Below are 15,619 nucleotides of genomic sequence, written 5' to 3'. Positions count from 1 at the left end.
AGGCGGTATGAATTCCGGTACCGCAACCCGTCTGATCACCGCAGCCGTCGCCGTCACGGCTCTGGTGGGGCTCTCGGCGTGCAGCAGCGGCGATTCCGGTTCGTCGGACGCCTCACCCGAGAATGCCACCGCATGCACCGATTTCGAGACTGCCTACGACCAGTTCACCGCGCTCGTGAAGGCCGGTCCGGCCGACTCCGACATCGAGGCATGGACCGCCGCCAAGACTGCCGAGATGCAGAAGTTCCAGCCGCTGGCCGATACCGCGACCGACGGTGTCGAAACCTCCCTCTCCACACTGATCTCCGGCCTCCCGGCCGACTCGCTGGAGCTGACCGAGCCCGACAGCACGTCGGGTCAGGCCTTCGTCGACAACTCGAAGGCTGTCGCCGATGCATGCTCGTCGGCCGGTACCGCGATCACGCTCGACGAGTTCCCGCTGCTGAAGTTCGGCAACTGACGGGGAGCGGCGCGGTTCTGATCGTCACCGTTCCGCTACCTACAACGACTTCGGCAACCTACACCGGTGCAACCGGTGTAGGTTGCCGGAACCGTTGTGGGAACCCGTGCTCGGCACTTCTTGCTCCGGTTTACGCAACCTGCGCCGGTTGTAGCCGGAGCACCTTGCTGCAACGGGAGCAGGCAACGGCCCGGCGACGTTCCCGCAACGACTTCGGCAACTTGCAACGGTTGTAGCCATTGCAGGTTGCTGGAACCGTTGCGGGAACCCGCGCTCGGAGCGACAACGGACCGGCCCGCGCTCGAACACCGCCGGAATGACAAAAAGGGCTCGTCCACACCCTCGGGTGCGGACGAGCCCTCGTCGTCGATACGGCGTTACGTCGTGGTGTTGCCGGTGACTCCGTCGGTCGTGGTCTTGACGCCCTCGGACTTGCCTTCCGCCAGCAGGTCTCGGATCTGGATCAGGATGTCCTGATCGCTGAGCGCCTTCTCCTTCTTGGTGGCGAATCGTGCCTTCGCGGTGTTCACCGGGAGGATCAGCACGAAGTAGACGACGGCCGCGATGATAATGAAGTTGATGATGGCCGTGATGACACCGCCGATGTTGACGAACGTCGCCGCGTTGCCGGCGCGGATGGAAAAGCCCCATCCCAGTTCGTTACTGGCCCCGATGGACGCGATCAGCGGGTTGACGATGTTGGTGGTGAATGCGGTGACGATCGCGGTGAATGCGGCGCCGATGACCACCGCCACGGCCAGATCGACAACGTTTCCTCGAAGCAGGAAATCCTTGAAACCCTTCAGCATGCGATGTACCCCTCGTCCGATCGTGCGCGAATTTCTGGGGTGAGCGTAACCGACCGAAGTGTTTGCCGAGTTCTCGAAAGTCAGCGCAGCAGAACGGTGAGTGCGTCGGACAACGATGCGGCTGCCACTGTGGCGGCAGCATCCGCACGCAGCGCCAGAAGGACAAGCTGCTCCTTCCGGGCCACTCCGGTTCCGGCCGCGGACACCACAACGACGGTGGCGGCTTCGGCGATGATCCCGGTACCGCCGCCGTCGTCCGCCGAGTCGCCGTCGGCGGCCCGCACGACATCGACCACGTCGCCTGCCCGCAGTAGATCGGCGAGTTCGGGGTCGGCGAGCCTGATGGGCACCACCCGCGCGTCGTCGGCACGCAGTGTGGCCGACGCGAGCCGCGGTCCGAGGAGGCGCACGTCGGTCAAGACCTCGCCGGGCCGGACGGGTCCCGCGACCGTGCGTCCCACGGCGTCGTCGACGGAGGTGAGTGAGCCCTGCGCGACGACGGATTCGTCGACGAGGGTCGTCGAGAGGTCCGCGGCCGTCACGTAGGAGCCCGGCACCAGGTCGATGGCCGACACGACGACCGGGACGCGGCTACGCGAAGGGTCGGAGCGATATGCCGCGACGACCGCCAGCAGCACCAGGGCGGCCGCGAGGACGCGCCGCGCGGTGGTCGAGCGAAGTCCTGGAGGGAGAGACGGGATGCGGTCGAGAAGACGCGCGCCGAGCGGATGGGCCGCAGCGGGCTTCGGGGTGGGCATGCACCGACGCTAGAGAGGGTCAGGCCCCGAGATGGCTGGACGGCCGGTGACCCTGTGGAGAACCGGGCGGCTCTCCACAGGGGGTGTTCTCAGCTTGCGCCGGCGGACGCGGACGTGCTCGTGGACTTCTTCTCCGACGAGCCGGAGGACTTCTCGGACGGCTTGCTCGAGTCCGACTTCTTCTCGGTCGAGCTCTTGCTGTCCGAGCTGCTGCTCGAGTCGGACGATGCAGATTCGCTGGTCGAGGAGGTGCCGCGACTGTCGTTGCGGTAGAAGCCGCTGCCCTTGAACACGATCCCGACGGTGTTGAAGAGCTTGCGCAGCTTGCCCGAGCACGCGGGGCACACGGTCAGCGAATCGTCCGTGAACGACTGGACGATGTCGAACCGGTTGTCGCACTCGGTGCATGCATATGAGTAGGTAGGCACGTTTTCTCCCGCTGTCGGTCCTTCTTGGCACTCTACAGTCGACAGTGCCAGCATCGGCAATCGGAGAACGCCGCCGCAGGTGGAGCTATTCCGCGGGCGGTCGGCCTACCAGCGTCGACAACCCTCCGTCGGGCGTGAGGACGTGGGTCATGCGGATGTCGTGCTCCTCGGTGGGGAGAACGTCGACCAGCTCGTCGTCGTACACGACTCCCACCAGCAGGGCGTCGGACCGCACCGCGTGCAACGTGCGGTCGTAGAACCCCGCGCCGCGACCCAACCGGCCCCCGGCACGGTCGACGGCCAGGGCGGGAACGAGCAACACGGAGGCCTCGGTCACCGTGTCGGGCGCGAGCACCGTGCCCGCCGGTTCGCGGAGTCCGTGCGCTGCGGGCACCAGCGAGTCGGGTCCGGTGTACTCCGCCCACGACATCGCTCCCGGCTCGCGGGCAACAGGGAGCAGGACCCGCACGCCGGCCGCGAGTGCTGCGTCGAGCATCGACACGCTCCCCGGCTCGCTACCGACCGGTACATAGGCGGCCAGGGTGTCACCGCCACGACCGAGGACATCGGACGCCAAAAGTGCGACGGCGTGAGAGAGTGCCTCTGACGCACGGTGCCGAGAACGGTGGTCGCGACGCCTGCGGGCAGCAAGGATGCGCGTCCTCCACTCGAGTTTGTCGTCCGCGATCACGGGTTAAACCTTAGGGTCTCGCGAAGGAAGTTCGCGGTTTACATGGATAGGGTGTGTGCATGAGCTCAGCGAACAGTGAGTCCACGGCCGGGAGCAAGAAACCGTCCTTCCGCACGGCCGTGGTCCCCGCTGCAGGCATGGGTACCCGTTTTCTCCCCGCCACGAAGACCGTGCCCAAAGAGCTACTGCCCGTAGTCGATACACCCGGTATCGAGTTGGTTGCCGGTGAAGCCGCCGACTGCGGAGCCGAGCGCCTCGTCATCGTCACCTCGCCCGGTAAGGACGGAGTGGTCGCACACTTCGTCGAGGACCTGGTCCTGGAGAACAAGCTCGAGGCGAGCGGCAAGCTCAAACTGCTCGCCAAGGTCCGGGTAGCCCCCAAGCTTCTCGACGTCCAGTCGGTGATCCAGCACGAACCTCTGGGCCTCGGACATGCCGTGGCATGCGCCGAGGAAGTGTTGGACGACGACGAGGACGCGATCGCCGTTCTTCTTCCCGACGATCTGGTGATGCCCCGCGGTGTGCTCGACGTGATGTCCCGCGTGCGCGCCAAGCGGGGCGGAAGTGTGTTGTGCGCCATCGAGGTTCCCGAGGACCAGGTGTCGTCGTATGGCGTCTTCGACACCGAGATCGTTCCCGACGCGGTCAACCCCAACGTGCTCAAGGTCAACGGCATGGTGGAGAAGCCCGCGAAGGAGGACGCCCCGTCGAACTACGCGGCCGCGGGCCGGTACCTCCTCGACCGCGCCATCTTCGACGCGTTGCGACGCATCGAGCCCGGCGCCGGCGGCGAGCTCCAGCTGACCGACGCCATCGCTCTGCTGATCGCCGAGGGCCACCCGGTCCACGTCGTGGTGCATCGTGGTGTGAGACACGACCTCGGAAATCCCGGGGGATACCTCCGCGCTGCGGTTGACTTCGCGTTGGAACGAGACGACTACGGTCCGGCATTGCGCGAGTGGCTCCAGGAGCGCTTGAGCGACAGTTGGGCTCCGGAGCTCACGACGTACGAGTGAGGCCCGGCCAGAAGAACACGACGGAAGGTGCGGATGCGCTCGGTTGAGGAGCAGCAGTCGAGAGTGACGGCTGCAGCGGTTGCCCCCCGGCCGGTGCGAGTCGCCATCTCCGAGGCGCAGGGACTCCTGTGCGCCGAGGAAGTGGTGACCGAGCGTCCCCTGCCGGGCTTCGACCAGGCAGCGATCGACGGTTACGCGGTGCGCAGCGTCGACATCGCTGCTGCGGGCTCCGCGACCGACGAGAACGGTGCGGCCGTCGACATCTCGCTGCCCGTGGTGGGTGAGGTCGGCGCGGGATCGCGTCAGCCCATCCGGTTGCAGCCTCGCCAGGCGGTGCGCGTTGCCACCGGTGCCCCCCTTCCCACGCTTGCCGACGCGGTCCTCCCGATGGATCGCGCGAAGCTCGCTCGTGGACGCATCGAGGTTCTCGCTCCCGTCCGGTCCGGCGAGTACGTGCGACGCATCGGCGACGACGTGCAGCCCGGCGACGTCGCGGTGCGCTCGGGAACCATCATCGGTGCTGCTCAGGTCGGTCTGCTGGCCGCCGTGGGTCGCGACAAGGTGCTGGTCCACCCCCGTCCGCGTCTGTCGGTGATCTCTATCGGCGGCGAACTCGTGGACATCGAGCGCACGCCCGGTCAAGGCCAGGTCTACGACGTCAACAGCTACGCCCTTGCCGCCGCTGCGCGCGATGCCGGCGCCGACGTCAACCGCATCGGCATCGTCAGTGGCGACGCGAAGCGGCTGCGTGAGGTGGTCGAAGGTCAGCTCATCCGGTCCGAGATCGTCGTCATCGCCGGTGCCGTCGGCGGCAGTGCCTCCGAGGAGATCCGCGAGGCGCTCGAGGACTTCGGCGACATCGAGGTGGGCCGCGTCGCGATGCACCCGGGCTCGGTGCAGGGGTTCGGGCAGCTCGGACGTGACGAGGTCCCCACATTCCTCCTTCCGTCCAACCCCGTCAGCGCGCTCGTGGTGTTCGAAGTGATGGTGCGTCCACTCGTGCGCATCGCTCTGGGGCGTCGCCAGCCGATGCGCCGGATCGTCACCGCGCGCACCGTCGGCCCGATCACGTCCATCGCCGGTCGACGCGCCTACTTGCGCGGACAGCTCATGCGCGACGAGGGCACGGGGGAGTACCTGGTGCAGGCGCTCGGCGGTGCCCCCGGCAGCTCGTCGCATCTGCTGGCCACGCTCGCCGAGGCGAACTGCCTCGTCATGGTCGACCCCGCGGTGACCGAGGTGCGCACCGGCGAAGAAGTCGACGTCGCGTTTCTCGCGCAGCGCGGCTGATTCGCTACAGTCTCGAAGTATGCCGCGATCGTGGTCCAGCCATCCAGGATGGCCGGCGAAACTGGGTCCACTCGTGGTCCCCGCGGGTGATGTGACGGTCCGACCCGTCCGCCTGCGCGACGCGTCCGTCTGGTCGCGCACACGCATCGCGAATCGCGCACATCTGGAACCGTGGGAGCCCACCGGCGAGGCGCCCTGGGACATGAGGCACGCGATGTCGTCGTGGCCACCCTTGTTCTCGAGCCTGAAAGCGGAAGCGCGGCGGGGGACGATGCTCCCCTTCGCCATCGAGCTCAACGGCGAATTCTGCGGGCAGCTGACCGTCGGCAACATCGTCCGTGGAGCCCTGCGGTCCGCGTGGATCGGGTACTGGGTGGCCAAGGACGTCGGTGGTCAGGGTGTCGCCACCGCGGCCCTCGCGCTCGGCGTCGACCACTGCTTCGGCGCCGCCGGACTGCACCGCATCGAGGCCACCGTCCGGCCGGAAAACGCTGCGAGCCAAGCGGTTCTCCGCAACGTCGGGTTCCGGCAGGAGGGGCTGTTGCAGCGTTACCTCGACGTCGACGGTGCCTGGCGCGACCACATCCTCGTCGCGATGACGGTCGGCGAGACCCCCGGAACTGCGGCCGATGTGCTGGTGCGTAGTGGTCGGGCGGCCTGGGCGCGCTGACCTCCCCCGGGTGTTCCCGCGGGACTTTCCTGTTCGCGCCACCACTGCAGTGCCCGCGGGAACACGCAACACCCGCGGGAGCCCGAATCGAGGCTCCGCAGTGTGACTGGTGTGACATGAGTGCACTCGTGTTCGGCGCGTCGGCAACCGGCATGCAACGCTCACCACTACGCTGACGTGCAAGCTCACATGTATGTGATTCACGCGGCAGGAGGTGGTGGCAGTGCCCAATTCGGTGATCTGGATCGGCCTCGTCGCCATCTGGCTGTTCGTGCTGGTGCCGATGGTCGTCAAATCGCGTCCGCGCATCAGGCGAACCACCGATGTTGCCCTGGCTACGCGTGTTCTGCACCGAGGTGGCGCACGTCTGCGCGTCGATCCCGGCCCCGCCGCAGGCCACCGCAGCGATCCCGACTGGCGCCCCAGTACACCCGACTCGGAGGATCCGATGGACACCCAGCACGCCGCGGATCACGACGAGGACGAGTACTTCGCCGAGGACTACGTGCCGCAGCGTCGTGGTCGCGGCGGATTCGATCCCGAAGCCGACGCCATCGCCCGCGCGGCCCGCTACGGCTTCCGCCAGCGCGCGGTGCTCGGCTCGGTGTTCGTCATCGCGATGTCGGCCGCACTGGGTTTCCTTGCGTCGCCGATCTTCTGGTGGGTCTTCACCGTCACACTCGTCGGCCTGTCCTCGTACCTGTTCTACCTCCGCCGTCAGGTGCGCATCGAGGAAGACATCCGCCGCCGGCGTATGCAGCGGCTCCAGCGCTCGCGCCTGGGTGTCGAGTCCAACACCGACCCCGAGCTCAAGCTCACCCCCGAGCGGCTACGCCGTCCCGGCGCCGTCGTGCTCGAGGTGGACGACGAGGACCCGGCGTTCGACCATCTCGAGCACTACGACGAGCATGTCGGCGACTCCCACCTGGCCGTCAGAATGCGTCGGGCTGCCGGAGAGTGACCGGATTTCTGGCAGTCTCGCGGGGCTGCTAGAGTTCGAGACGATCCTGGTTCGCCAGGTCAGGGGCTGTGGCGCAGTTGGTAGCGCGTCTCGTTCGCATCGAGAAGGTCAGGGGTTCGATTCCCCTCAGCTCCACCACGTTCTGCCCGCAGCGCACGGTCACAGCGCATCGCGAAATTCCTGCATGAACGGTGAGGGCGACGCTCTGCGCCGACGCCAGGCATACACCAGCCACATCTCGATCAACTCCGGTCGGACGCGCGCCAGGTCGGCCCAGCCGTAGAGAACGTCGCAGTACCGCATGTACCGCCGCACGGTGATTCCGGAGACCGACGGGTTCTCGACCCACCCGAGGTGCACCAGTTCGGACAGGGCCTGCTGGTCCACGATCTGGGGGCGCTCCAGCGTGCCCTCCGACCCGACTGCCCAGGCGAACAGCGACAGCGGGACGGGACCGAATCCTGTGGCAGCCGGCCACCCCGACCACTCCCGTTGCGGGCCCAGATCAATGAGGGCAGGCGCGCGGCGGCACTCACCCAGGGCGCGACGCACACGATCGAGCCGCATCGCGTGGACAGGTTCCGACAGATCGCGCGCATCGGGGAACCGCCGTGCACGTTCGCGGTGACGGTGCCCGACAAGCCATGCAGCGCAGTGGTAGACGGTGGACAGATCGCATCCGCGACCCACCGAGTGCAGGTCGCCCCGTCGCAGGAAACCGGCGCCGGTGTCGACCGGATCTCCGTTCACCGCTCGGCCGTGGAGCCGTACGGGGATACGCGCCTCGTCGAGCCTGCTGTTCCACCAGTCGAGATCGACCTCCACGAGGTCACCCATCACGTCGTACTCGTACGAGCGGTCCGCGCACCACTCGAGGCACGCTTCCGGGAGCGCAGGCGTCGTCATGTCGGCGATGGTGGCAGGACCCACCGACACGCGGCAACGGCGGTATGCAAAGCCTATGTAAAGACTGCTGTGCGATCCACGTCATATGGTCCGGGTCACACCTACTGTTCGACGCGTGGATCCGTACCTCCCGGGTCCGAGTTCGCACCGGACCGAAAGGCGACCACTCCTCATGGCCACACATGCCCCTGTCGGGCCCCCCTCGACGAAACGAGCGGTGTACAACACCGTCCGAGGATCGCTCGGCAATCTCGTCGAGTGGTACGACGTCTACGTCTACACCGTTTTCGCGTCTTATCTCCAGTCCAGCTTCTTCGCCGAGGGCGAGCCCAACGCCGGCATCTACACCATGGCGATCTTCGCGGTGACCTTCGTGATGCGACCGATCGGCTCCTGGTTCTTCGGGCGGTACGCCGACCGCCACGGTCGTCGCCCCGCACTCGTCTTCAGCATTTCCTTGATGGCCGGCGCGTCTCTGCTGATCGCGCTCACGCCGACCGTGGAGACCATCGGGTCCGCGGCGGTCGTCGTCCTTGTCCTTTGCCGACTGCTGCAGGGCTTCGCCACCGGCGGTGAGTACGGCACGTCCGCGACGTACATGTCCGAGGCGGCCACCCCGGGACTTCGAGGATTCTTCTCGTCGTTCCAGTACGTCACCCTCGTCGGCGGTCACGTGCTCGCTCAGGTCACGTTGTTGGTCCAGCAGACGTTCCTGACCGATGAGCAGATTGCCGACTTCGGTTGGCGCATCGCATTCTTCATCGGCGCCGTCAGTGCCGTCGTCGTCCTCTTCCTACGTCGCTCGATGGACGAGTCGCTGAACAAGGACGACACTGCGGGCAAGCGCAGCGGATCCATGGCCGAACTGTTCACGGCCTACCCGAAGCAGTTGCTGATCTGCTTCCTCGTCACTCTCGGCGGCACGGTGGCGTTCTACACGTACAGCGTCAACGGTCCGCTGATCGTCAAGAGCGCGTACGCCGACCAGGGTATGACCGCGACGTGGATCAACCTGGCAGCCCTGGTTTTCCTGATGCTGATCCAGCCTCTCGGAGGACTGCTCAGCGACAAGATCGGACGCAAGCCGCTGCTCGTCGGGTTCGGCGTCGCGGGTGTGCTGTGGACGTGGACGTTCCTCAACCTGCTGCCCCGCGTCGACACACCGATGCTGTCCTTCCTGCTGTTGGCCGGTACGTATGTCATCCTCACGGGCTACACCTCGATCAATGCCATCGTGAAGGCCGAACTGTTCCCGGCGCATATTCGAGCTCTCGGTCTAGGACTCGGTTACGCCCTTGCTAATTCGATGTTCGGAGGGACGGCGCCGGTCATTTACACGGCGGCGAAGGAGCGCGACGCGCTGGACGCGTTCGGCATCTACGTCACGGTAGCCATCGGTGTATCGCTGATCGTCTACATCTTCGTCCTGAAGAACCGTGCACCCACGTATCTCGACGGTGAACAGGCGAAGCGGGCGAACCCGGACGCGGTGTCCGTCTCCTGATTTGGACCGGGCCGGATGGGTTAGGCTCGGGCGAGGCTGGTCACGGTTCGACTGGACGGGAGTCGTCGATGCAGATTCTCGTCGTCGAGGACGACCAGGGAGTCGCGGACGCACTGACCCAGGCGTTACGTCGCCGGGGGTGGTCTGTGCGTCACGCTCCTACCGGCGCAGCGGCTCTCGACCTCGTCGACAAAGCAGACCTGGTGCTTCTCGACATGGGCCTGCCCGACCACGACGGGCTCTGGGTGTGCCGACAGATCAGAGCTCATTCCTCTGTTCCGATCGTGGCCCTCACTGCGCGACGGAACGAAGGTTCGGTGATCGGCGCCCTCCATGCGGGGGTGGACGACTATGTCACCAAGCCGTACAGCTTGGCGATACTCCTGGCTCGTCTCGATGCCGTGGTGCGCCGCACCGTCGGACGCGACTCGGCTGCTCCGACGGTGGATCTCGGGTTCGTCGTCGACGAGTCCACGCGGAGCGTCACCGCGGCCGACGGTTCGGTGCGGTCGTTGACCACCAAGGAATGCGAGCTCCTGGTGGCGCTGGCGCGGACACCCGATCATCCGCTCAGCCGCGCCGCGCTGATGGAGGAGGTGTGGGATACCACGTGGGTCGGGGCATCGCGCACCCTCGATGTTCACGTCGCGTCACTGCGGAACAAGTTACGCGGAATAGCGACCATTGATTCGGTGCGCGGAGTCGGCTACCGACTGAGCGTCGCCGATCCGACGGACCCATGAGGAAGCGGCTGCTGGCTCTCGCGATCACGCTCACTGCCGCGGTGCTCGCAGCGCTGATTGCGCCCCTGGTCACCGCGCATGCCGAGGAACGTGCCGTCACCATCCATGAACGCCGGCTCGCGTCGGCGACACGGTTCGCGACCCTCGCCGGGAGTTCAGGTGCGGACGGTGACGTCGGGGTCCTCGGCCCGGATCTCGAGCGATACGGCGAGGTGACTACCAGTACCCGAACGTGGTTGATAGGAATCGACAGAGCCGTACTCGCCCCCGCGGGGTCGGAGTTGCCCGACGGTGTGCCGGAGCTTACCGAGGCGACGCGACAAGCTCTGAGCGGCACACCGACCTCGGCGCCGTCCGCACTGTGGCCGTGGCGCGACGGGCCGATGATCGTGGCGACTCCCATCGGACGCGATGCCCAGATACTCGGTGCGGTCGTGATGCTGGAAGACACATCCGGCGCGCGGCAGAACGTGACGCTCTGGATCGCGGCGGCGGTATCCGTCGGACTTCTCGTTCTCGCTCTGGTGGCGTGGCTCGTCGGAGTTCCTCTGGTGGGGTGGGTAGTTCGACCGGTGGACGATCTGACCGAACGTGTCGACGAACTCGCCAAGGGTCGCGCTCCGTCGTCGGGAAAGCATGTGGGCCCGCCGGAACTTCGCCGCCTCGCGGAATCATTCGACGAGATGGCCTCGAACGTCGAACACTCACGCAATCAGCAACGCGACCTGATCGCCGACGTCTCCCATCAACTGGCCAACCCGCTGACCGCACTGAGGCTACGGCTCGAGAGCCTTGCCGAGGACGACCCCTCGGTGGAACCCGTTCTCGCCGAGACGGAGCGGATGGCGCGGTCGTTGGACGCGGTCATCGAAGTGAGCCGAGGCGGGGCATTCGACAGGCGAGTGATCGACGTGGACGTCGCCGGCCAGGTGCGCGAGCGCGTCGGGTTGTGGGGCCCGCTGTTCGGTGACCTGTTGACGGTGACGGTCCCGCCGGGACCGACATCCGCTCTGTTGGAGGAGGATCTGATCCCGACGGTTCTCGACATCCTGCTCGACAATGCCGTCAAGTACGCCGAGGGGCGCGCTGTCGAGGTGTCCTTGCATCGTCGCGACGCCGGGTGGGAGCTTGTCGTCCGCGATCACGGTGACGGAGTGACGCCGGAGGAAGCGTCGCAACTGGGTCGGCGATTCCACCGGCTCGATCGTCACGCGGACATCGACGGCACCGGACTCGGATTGGCGATCCTCGGACTGCGAATGCGTGATGCGGGTGGTGACGTGACGATTGAGATGGCCGAACCCGGATTACGCACTGTCATCTCACTTCTCGCGCGTCACGATCCCGGAACCACCGCAACGCTCCCGGATGCAAAGGGACCGGTTGCGTGAACATGCCCGCCGCAACGGTGGGTTGGCGCACGTCGCGCACCTGTCGGGCAATGTCGTCCTGGTGGTCGAAGACGACCGACGTGAAACCATATGACGTGTCCTCCGCGAGGCTCGGCATGGCTACCATGTACGTCTTCACGCTGACGGTCCGAACCGACGCGGTAAGTCCGTAGGGATCGCCCGGAAGCGGCCCTGTCACGTACTGCGGACCCCACGACGCGACGAGTGGTTCCACCAGATCGCCGATGTCGATTCCCCGGAGAGGGACTCGCCGTCCCAGATCCACCAGCGTCTGGATCGGGAACCCGCTGACGAAGGCGAGGACGTCGATCTCGCCGCGTTCCAGAGCGACAGCGGCGTCGGCAAGAGAGAGTGGTACGAATTCGATGTCGTCGGTGTTCAACCCTGCTGCAGTCACGCACCTCTCGGTCACCAGCAGCGTGCCCGAGTCTCGCTGCCCGGCACTGATCTTGCGTCCGGCCAGTTGTGACAGCGATTCGACAGGTGAATCCCGGCGCACCAGAACCTGCAGGAAACTGTCGTACAGGCGCGCCAGTGCTGTCAACGGAACCGGACTCGCGAACGGTCCGCTTCCGTCCACCGCTTGGATCGCTGTATCGCCGAGACAGAAACCGACATCCGCGTTCCCGGCGATCAACTCGACCACGTTTCCCACCGAACCGCCGGTCACCAGGACGTCTGCGTCGATGTTCGGCATGACGCGTTCTGCCGTTACCCGAAGTGCTGTGCCGTACTCGTCGAAGACCGCCCCGACGTTGCCCGTGGCGATACGCAGCGTCCCCGACGCATCTTTCCACCAGGAGTCCCCGGACCAGGGTGAGGTAGAACATCCGGCGACCACCGACGCGGCAACCACGCCGCTTCCTCGGAGGAACAGTCGTCGGCCGAACATCGTGGAGTCTCCTCGTCGTCGGAGGATCAGTCTAGAGACTCACGGGTCGGGCCGAGGCCTTTCAGCGTCCCGCGACAGCGGCTCCGGTGTCGACGGACACCACCTTGCTGCCGAAGACACCGTCGACGATCTGGCGGACTCCGGTCGCCAGCTCCTGCGCAGCAACGGGATTGAGCATGTCCGCCATGGAGGGGATGCCGATGTCGACGGCTGCGTCGAACGCCATCTCCACCGTTCCGTCGGCGGTCTCCCGCACCGACCATCGGCCGTCGAAGGATCCGAGGTCGCCGCTGGACTGCTCGAAGGTGACGGTTCGGGCTGTGATGTCGACCGTGTCGCGTTCGATCCACTGCAGCAGTCCGCCGCGGAAATGCGTCGACCACGACGACGACCGCGTGTACGTGGCGGCGTCGACCGGCGGGGCGTCGGTCACGGTGATGTAGTCGACCATCGTGACGTGGTCGCCGAAGGAGGCGAAGTCGCTGATGCGCGCGAAGACGTCATCTGCCGAGACGTCCGAAATCGTGGCGACGACGCTGATGATGCTGGGGGACATGATGCTCCTGGAGTCGGGGATGTCAGGCGGGCTGAAGCATGGGATAGGCAGCGGGGGAGAGGGATACGAGGTGCCGCGCGGTCAGCCGAGCCGATCGTTCGATGGTCTCGGCGGTCTGCGCCGCGGGCAGCGGTCCGGATCCGAGTGAGCTGGGGAACGGCGTCGTGTTGAACAGGTTCGCCACGGACGCCAGCAGATTGGCGAACTTGGTCTGTGCGGGGACGTCGAGCATCTCGAAGAACGCCGGCTTCCACAGCCGCTGGAAGACCTCGGGGTGCAGTCGACGCGGGGCGTCGACCGAGATGCCCAGGCGCGTGGCCTCGTCGACGAGGATCGCGATGAGCTGATCGATGTCCAGTGCAGCACGCCCGCTGGTCGCCCACACGTGCTCACGCTCGAACAGCAGAGGGTGATCGACCACGGCGGTGATGGTGTCGGCGACCACGTCGCAGGGCACGAAGTCGTACTGCAGCGCGTCCTCGCACAACACCACGGGCAGTGTGCCTTTGAGGAAGGCGCGGATCAGCGTGTGCAGCCCCTGCAGCTGCGAGATCTCGCCGGTGGTGGAGTCTCCGCAGACGATGGACGGCCGGACGATCGTCCAGTCGGTGGCGCTCGCGCGTACCAGGGCCTCGCCGTCCTTCTTGCTCGCGATGTAGGCACCGGGGTGCATCGTGGCCATACCGCCCGTCACGTCGGCAACCACGGGCTGCTCGACGAAGGCCGTGCTGACGTGCACCAGGCGTGCCGACGCCGCCGTCGCCAACTCGACGACGTGTCGAACACCGTCGACATTCACCGCTCGTGTCGCGGCGTCGTCCGCTCCGAAGTCGACGACGCCCGCGCAGTGCACGACGACGTCGACGGTGTCGGCCAGTGCCGTCCACTCGGCGTCGTCGAGTCCCAGACGGGGCGCTCGCAGATCACCGCGCACGGAGCGACCCGAGTGCTCGACCGGACGACGCCCCTCGAAGACGACGACGTCGTGTCGCGAGCGCAGGGCTGCCAGGGTGGGGAGTCCGACGACGCCCGAGGCGCCGGTCAACAGAACGGTCACAGAAGTCCTTCCGAGTAGGTGTCACGCAGAGCGCCGGCTACGGCGGTGAGCATCCAGTCGACGTCCGAATCCGTCATGGTCGCCGGCGGGGTGAGGCGCACCACGGGACTGGCATTGAGCGAATGATTGGCGACGACGCGGCGATCGAGCAGTGCCAGCAGGAACCTGCCGGCAGCGCCGGCGTCCCCGAAGTCGAGGCCGATCAGCAGGCCGCGGCCGCGGACACTCACCGTATCGAGACCGGCTGTGAGAGAACGTAGTTCGCTGAGGATGCGGGTTCCGAGTCGTGCGGAGCGATCGACGAGATTCTCGTCGTCGATCACGTCGAGTGCCGCGCACGCGGCGGCCATCCCCAGCGGCGCTCCCGAGAAGGTCGAGGTGTGGATGCCGAAGTCGATGTCGAACGCCCGGAAGGCTCGCGGTGTCGCCACAGCCGCCGATACCGGAATCACACCACCGCCGAGGCTCTTTCCCACCAGGACGATGTCGGCCGCCACGCCGTCGCGCTCGCTCTCCCACCACACGCCGGTACGTCCGAGACCGGTCATGATCTCGTCCATCACCAGCAGCGCGCCGCGCTCCCGGCACAGGGCGGATGCTGCGGCCAGATACTGCGGCGGAGGAATGACGACTCCGCCCTCTCCCTGGATGGGTTCGAGGACCACGCATGCATCGGAGGCGTCGTCACCCATCGCGTCGGACAGTGCATCGATGTCGCCGTACGGTACGCGGGTCGCGGCAGTGAAGAGCCGGCGAAAGGGGTTCTGGTATGCGCTGTTCGCGGTGAGCGCCAAGGCGCCGAGAGTCTTGCCGTGGTACCCGCCGCCGGCGCCGATCATCCTGTGGTGCCCGGCGCTGCAGGCCATCTTGATGGCGGCCTCCGTCGCTTCCGTGCCGGACGCGCCGAAGTACACCTTCGTCAGGGATTCCGGAAGCCGAGCAGCTAGTGAGGCGGCGGCCTCGGCTACGCGCGGTTCGAGGAGCGTGCGCGTCGAGACAGGGTGGCGGCCGAGCTGCGCGATGACGGCGTCGACGACTCGTGGATGGCGTGCCCCCAGCAGCAGCGTTCCGTAACCACCGCAGTTGAGGTACTCGACGTCGTCGCTCGACCACACCCTCGATCCCGCGGATCTGTCCTCGACGATGCTGCCCAGCATGGAGGCCACCCGTGCACGAGACTCGGAGAGGTGCTCCCGCGTGTGGGCCAGGACCTCATGGGGCAGAACCCTGGTGTCCAGAGACGTATCGATCGACATGGTGAGCAGCTCCTGCCGCGAGGGTGCGCGAAGTTCGAGACACCCTGTGAATGGGTGTCACGGGAACCGACGGTAGCCCCGGACCTGAGTCGCGTCAAAATGTCGTCAGGCGCAAATCCGTTGCTGCACACTATTACTCGGTGAACCGATACTCACACGTGAGGAGATGTTCCGGGTGCCGGACCAGTCCGAACCGGTGGGATCACCATT

General features: G+C 66.5%; 17 protein-coding genes and 1 tRNA gene. 9 read left to right on the top strand and 9 right to left on the bottom strand.

Annotation, left to right across the window (positions count from 1 at the left end):
• The first annotated feature begins 7 nt into the window (after window positions 1-7).
• Window positions 8-460, top strand: a complete 453-nt coding sequence (locus ASG64_RS03650; RefSeq protein WP_056070107.1) for a hypothetical protein — start codon at window positions 8-10, stop codon at window positions 458-460.
• A 377-nt stretch (window positions 461-837) separates the two neighbouring features.
• Here the strand turns inward: ASG64_RS03650 and mscL are convergent, their stop codons facing one another.
• From mscL to ASG64_RS03630, 4 genes are all read right to left on the bottom strand, one after another.
• Complete coding sequence (gene mscL, locus ASG64_RS03645; protein ID WP_042574752.1) at window positions 838-1,269, bottom strand: large conductance mechanosensitive channel protein MscL; 432 nt, start codon at window positions 1,267-1,269, stop codon at window positions 838-840.
• 80 nt (window positions 1,270-1,349) lie between these two features.
• Window positions 1,350-2,027 (bottom strand): SAF domain-containing protein, encoded by a 678-nt coding sequence (locus ASG64_RS03640; RefSeq protein WP_056070104.1) that lies wholly within the window; start codon window positions 2,025-2,027, stop codon window positions 1,350-1,352.
• Between the two features lie 89 nt (window positions 2,028-2,116).
• Window positions 2,117-2,455, bottom strand: a complete 339-nt coding sequence (locus ASG64_RS03635) for an FmdB family zinc ribbon protein (protein ID WP_042574754.1) — start codon at window positions 2,453-2,455, stop codon at window positions 2,117-2,119.
• Window positions 2,456-2,540: 85 nt separating this feature from the next.
• Window positions 2,541-3,146 carry a 5-formyltetrahydrofolate cyclo-ligase gene (locus ASG64_RS03630; protein WP_056070101.1) on the bottom strand — a complete coding sequence of 202 codons (606 nt, stop codon included), beginning with the start codon at window positions 3,144-3,146 and terminating at the stop codon, window positions 2,541-2,543.
• 59 nt (window positions 3,147-3,205) lie between these two features.
• Between ASG64_RS03630 and ASG64_RS03625 the strand changes: the two genes are divergently transcribed.
• The 5 genes from ASG64_RS03625 (at window position 3,206) to ASG64_RS03605 (ending at window position 7,221) form a co-directional block, all read left to right on the top strand.
• The gene (locus tag ASG64_RS03625; RefSeq protein WP_042574756.1) at window positions 3,206-4,162 is read left to right on the top strand and encodes a UTP--glucose-1-phosphate uridylyltransferase; all 957 of its coding nucleotides are present in this window, start codon (window positions 3,206-3,208) and stop codon (window positions 4,160-4,162) included.
• A gap of 33 nt (window positions 4,163-4,195) precedes the next feature.
• Window positions 4,196-5,452, top strand: a complete 1,257-nt coding sequence (glp, locus tag ASG64_RS03620) for a molybdotransferase-like divisome protein Glp (protein WP_042574757.1) — start codon at window positions 4,196-4,198, stop codon at window positions 5,450-5,452.
• A gap of 19 nt (window positions 5,453-5,471) precedes the next feature.
• Entirely contained in the window at window positions 5,472-6,122 is a 651-nt protein-coding gene (locus ASG64_RS03615; protein WP_042574758.1) for a GNAT family N-acetyltransferase, read from the top strand.
• Window positions 6,123-6,345: 223 nt separating this feature from the next.
• Window positions 6,346-7,083, top strand: coding sequence for a divisome protein SepX/GlpR (gene sepX, locus ASG64_RS03610; protein ID WP_056072614.1), 738 nt, complete (start codon window positions 6,346-6,348; stop codon window positions 7,081-7,083).
• A 62-nt stretch (window positions 7,084-7,145) separates the two neighbouring features.
• Window positions 7,146-7,221: transfer RNA gene (locus ASG64_RS03605), tRNA-Ala, on the top strand.
• Between the two features lie 21 nt (window positions 7,222-7,242).
• Here ASG64_RS03605 and ASG64_RS03600 read toward each other — a convergent pair.
• Window positions 7,243-7,989, bottom strand: a complete 747-nt coding sequence (locus ASG64_RS03600) for an 8-oxoguanine DNA glycosylase OGG fold protein (protein WP_156388247.1) — start codon at window positions 7,987-7,989, stop codon at window positions 7,243-7,245.
• Window positions 7,990-8,161: 172 nt separating this feature from the next.
• Between ASG64_RS03600 and ASG64_RS03595 the strand changes: the two genes are divergently transcribed.
• The 3 genes from ASG64_RS03595 to ASG64_RS03585 all read left to right on the top strand — a co-directional run bounded on the left by ASG64_RS03595 (window position 8,162) and on the right by ASG64_RS03585 (window position 11,627).
• A complete protein-coding gene (locus tag ASG64_RS03595; RefSeq protein WP_042574759.1) occupies window positions 8,162-9,493 on the top strand; it encodes an MFS transporter in 1,332 nt (443 codons plus the stop codon).
• Between the two features lie 68 nt (window positions 9,494-9,561).
• Entirely contained in the window at window positions 9,562-10,236 is a 675-nt protein-coding gene (locus ASG64_RS03590; protein WP_056070097.1) for a response regulator transcription factor, read from the top strand.
• Window positions 10,233-11,627 (top strand): sensor histidine kinase, encoded by a 1,395-nt coding sequence (locus ASG64_RS03585; RefSeq protein WP_052493252.1) that lies wholly within the window; start codon window positions 10,233-10,235, stop codon window positions 11,625-11,627. The genes ASG64_RS03590 and ASG64_RS03585 overlap by 4 nt, the downstream gene beginning before the upstream one ends.
• Here ASG64_RS03585 and ASG64_RS03580 read toward each other — a convergent pair.
• The 4 genes from ASG64_RS03580 to ASG64_RS03565 all read right to left on the bottom strand — a co-directional run bounded on the left by ASG64_RS03580 (window position 11,554) and on the right by ASG64_RS03565 (window position 15,409).
• On the bottom strand, window positions 11,554-12,540 hold the full coding sequence (locus ASG64_RS03580) for a TAXI family TRAP transporter solute-binding subunit (protein WP_056070094.1): 987 nt from the start codon (window positions 12,538-12,540) through the stop codon (window positions 11,554-11,556). The genes ASG64_RS03585 and ASG64_RS03580 overlap by 74 nt on opposite strands.
• A 61-nt stretch (window positions 12,541-12,601) precedes the next feature.
• Window positions 12,602-13,096, bottom strand: coding sequence for an SRPBCC family protein (locus ASG64_RS03575; RefSeq protein ID WP_052493254.1), 495 nt, complete (start codon window positions 13,094-13,096; stop codon window positions 12,602-12,604).
• Window positions 13,097-13,118: 22 nt separating this feature from the next.
• Window positions 13,119-14,153, bottom strand: coding sequence for an SDR family oxidoreductase (locus tag ASG64_RS03570; RefSeq protein ID WP_056070092.1), 1,035 nt, complete (start codon window positions 14,151-14,153; stop codon window positions 13,119-13,121).
• Window positions 14,150-15,409 carry an aspartate aminotransferase family protein gene (locus tag ASG64_RS03565; protein WP_056070089.1) on the bottom strand — a complete coding sequence of 420 codons (1,260 nt, stop codon included), beginning with the start codon at window positions 15,407-15,409 and terminating at the stop codon, window positions 14,150-14,152. The genes ASG64_RS03570 and ASG64_RS03565 overlap by 4 nt, the downstream gene beginning before the upstream one ends.
• Between the last annotated feature and the right edge of the window lie 210 nt (window positions 15,410-15,619).

Source organism: Rhodococcus sp. Leaf247, assembly GCF_001426185.1.
Lineage (GTDB): Bacteria > Actinomycetota > Actinomycetes > Mycobacteriales > Mycobacteriaceae > Rhodococcoides.
Note: the sequence above shows the minus strand (reverse complement) of the source record. Positions and strands in the feature narration are given on the sequence as shown.

Bases quoted from the DNA above. Each gene is read 5' to 3' on its own strand.
- ASG64_RS03580 (WP_056070094.1), bottom strand. From the start codon at position 12,540: ATGTTCGGCCGACGACTGTTCCTCCGAGGAAGCGGCGTGGTTGCCGCG.
- ASG64_RS03625 (WP_042574756.1), top strand. From the start codon at position 3,206: ATGAGCTCAGCGAACAGTGAGTCCACGGCCGGGAGCAAGAAACCGTCC.
- ASG64_RS03640 (WP_056070104.1), bottom strand. From the start codon at position 2,027: ATGCCCACCCCGAAGCCCGCTGCGGCCCATCCGCTCGGCGCGCGTCTT.
- ASG64_RS03600 (WP_156388247.1), bottom strand. From the start codon at position 7,989: ATGACGACGCCTGCGCTCCCGGAAGCGTGCCTCGAGTGGTGCGCGGAC.
- ASG64_RS03565 (WP_056070089.1), bottom strand. From the start codon at position 15,409: ATGTCGATCGATACGTCTCTGGACACCAGGGTTCTGCCCCATGAGGTC.
- ASG64_RS03585 (WP_052493252.1), top strand. From the start codon at position 10,233: ATGAGGAAGCGGCTGCTGGCTCTCGCGATCACGCTCACTGCCGCGGTG.
- ASG64_RS03590 (WP_056070097.1), top strand. From the start codon at position 9,562: ATGCAGATTCTCGTCGTCGAGGACGACCAGGGAGTCGCGGACGCACTG.
- ASG64_RS03595 (WP_042574759.1), top strand. From the start codon at position 8,162: ATGGCCACACATGCCCCTGTCGGGCCCCCCTCGACGAAACGAGCGGTG.
- ASG64_RS03615 (WP_042574758.1), top strand. From the start codon at position 5,472: ATGCCGCGATCGTGGTCCAGCCATCCAGGATGGCCGGCGAAACTGGGT.
- ASG64_RS03650 (WP_056070107.1), top strand. From the start codon at position 8: ATGAATTCCGGTACCGCAACCCGTCTGATCACCGCAGCCGTCGCCGTC.
- ASG64_RS03575 (WP_052493254.1), bottom strand. From the start codon at position 13,096: ATGTCCCCCAGCATCATCAGCGTCGTCGCCACGATTTCGGACGTCTCG.
- mscL (WP_042574752.1), bottom strand. From the start codon at position 1,269: ATGCTGAAGGGTTTCAAGGATTTCCTGCTTCGAGGAAACGTTGTCGAT.
- glp (WP_042574757.1), top strand. From the start codon at position 4,196: ATGCGCTCGGTTGAGGAGCAGCAGTCGAGAGTGACGGCTGCAGCGGTT.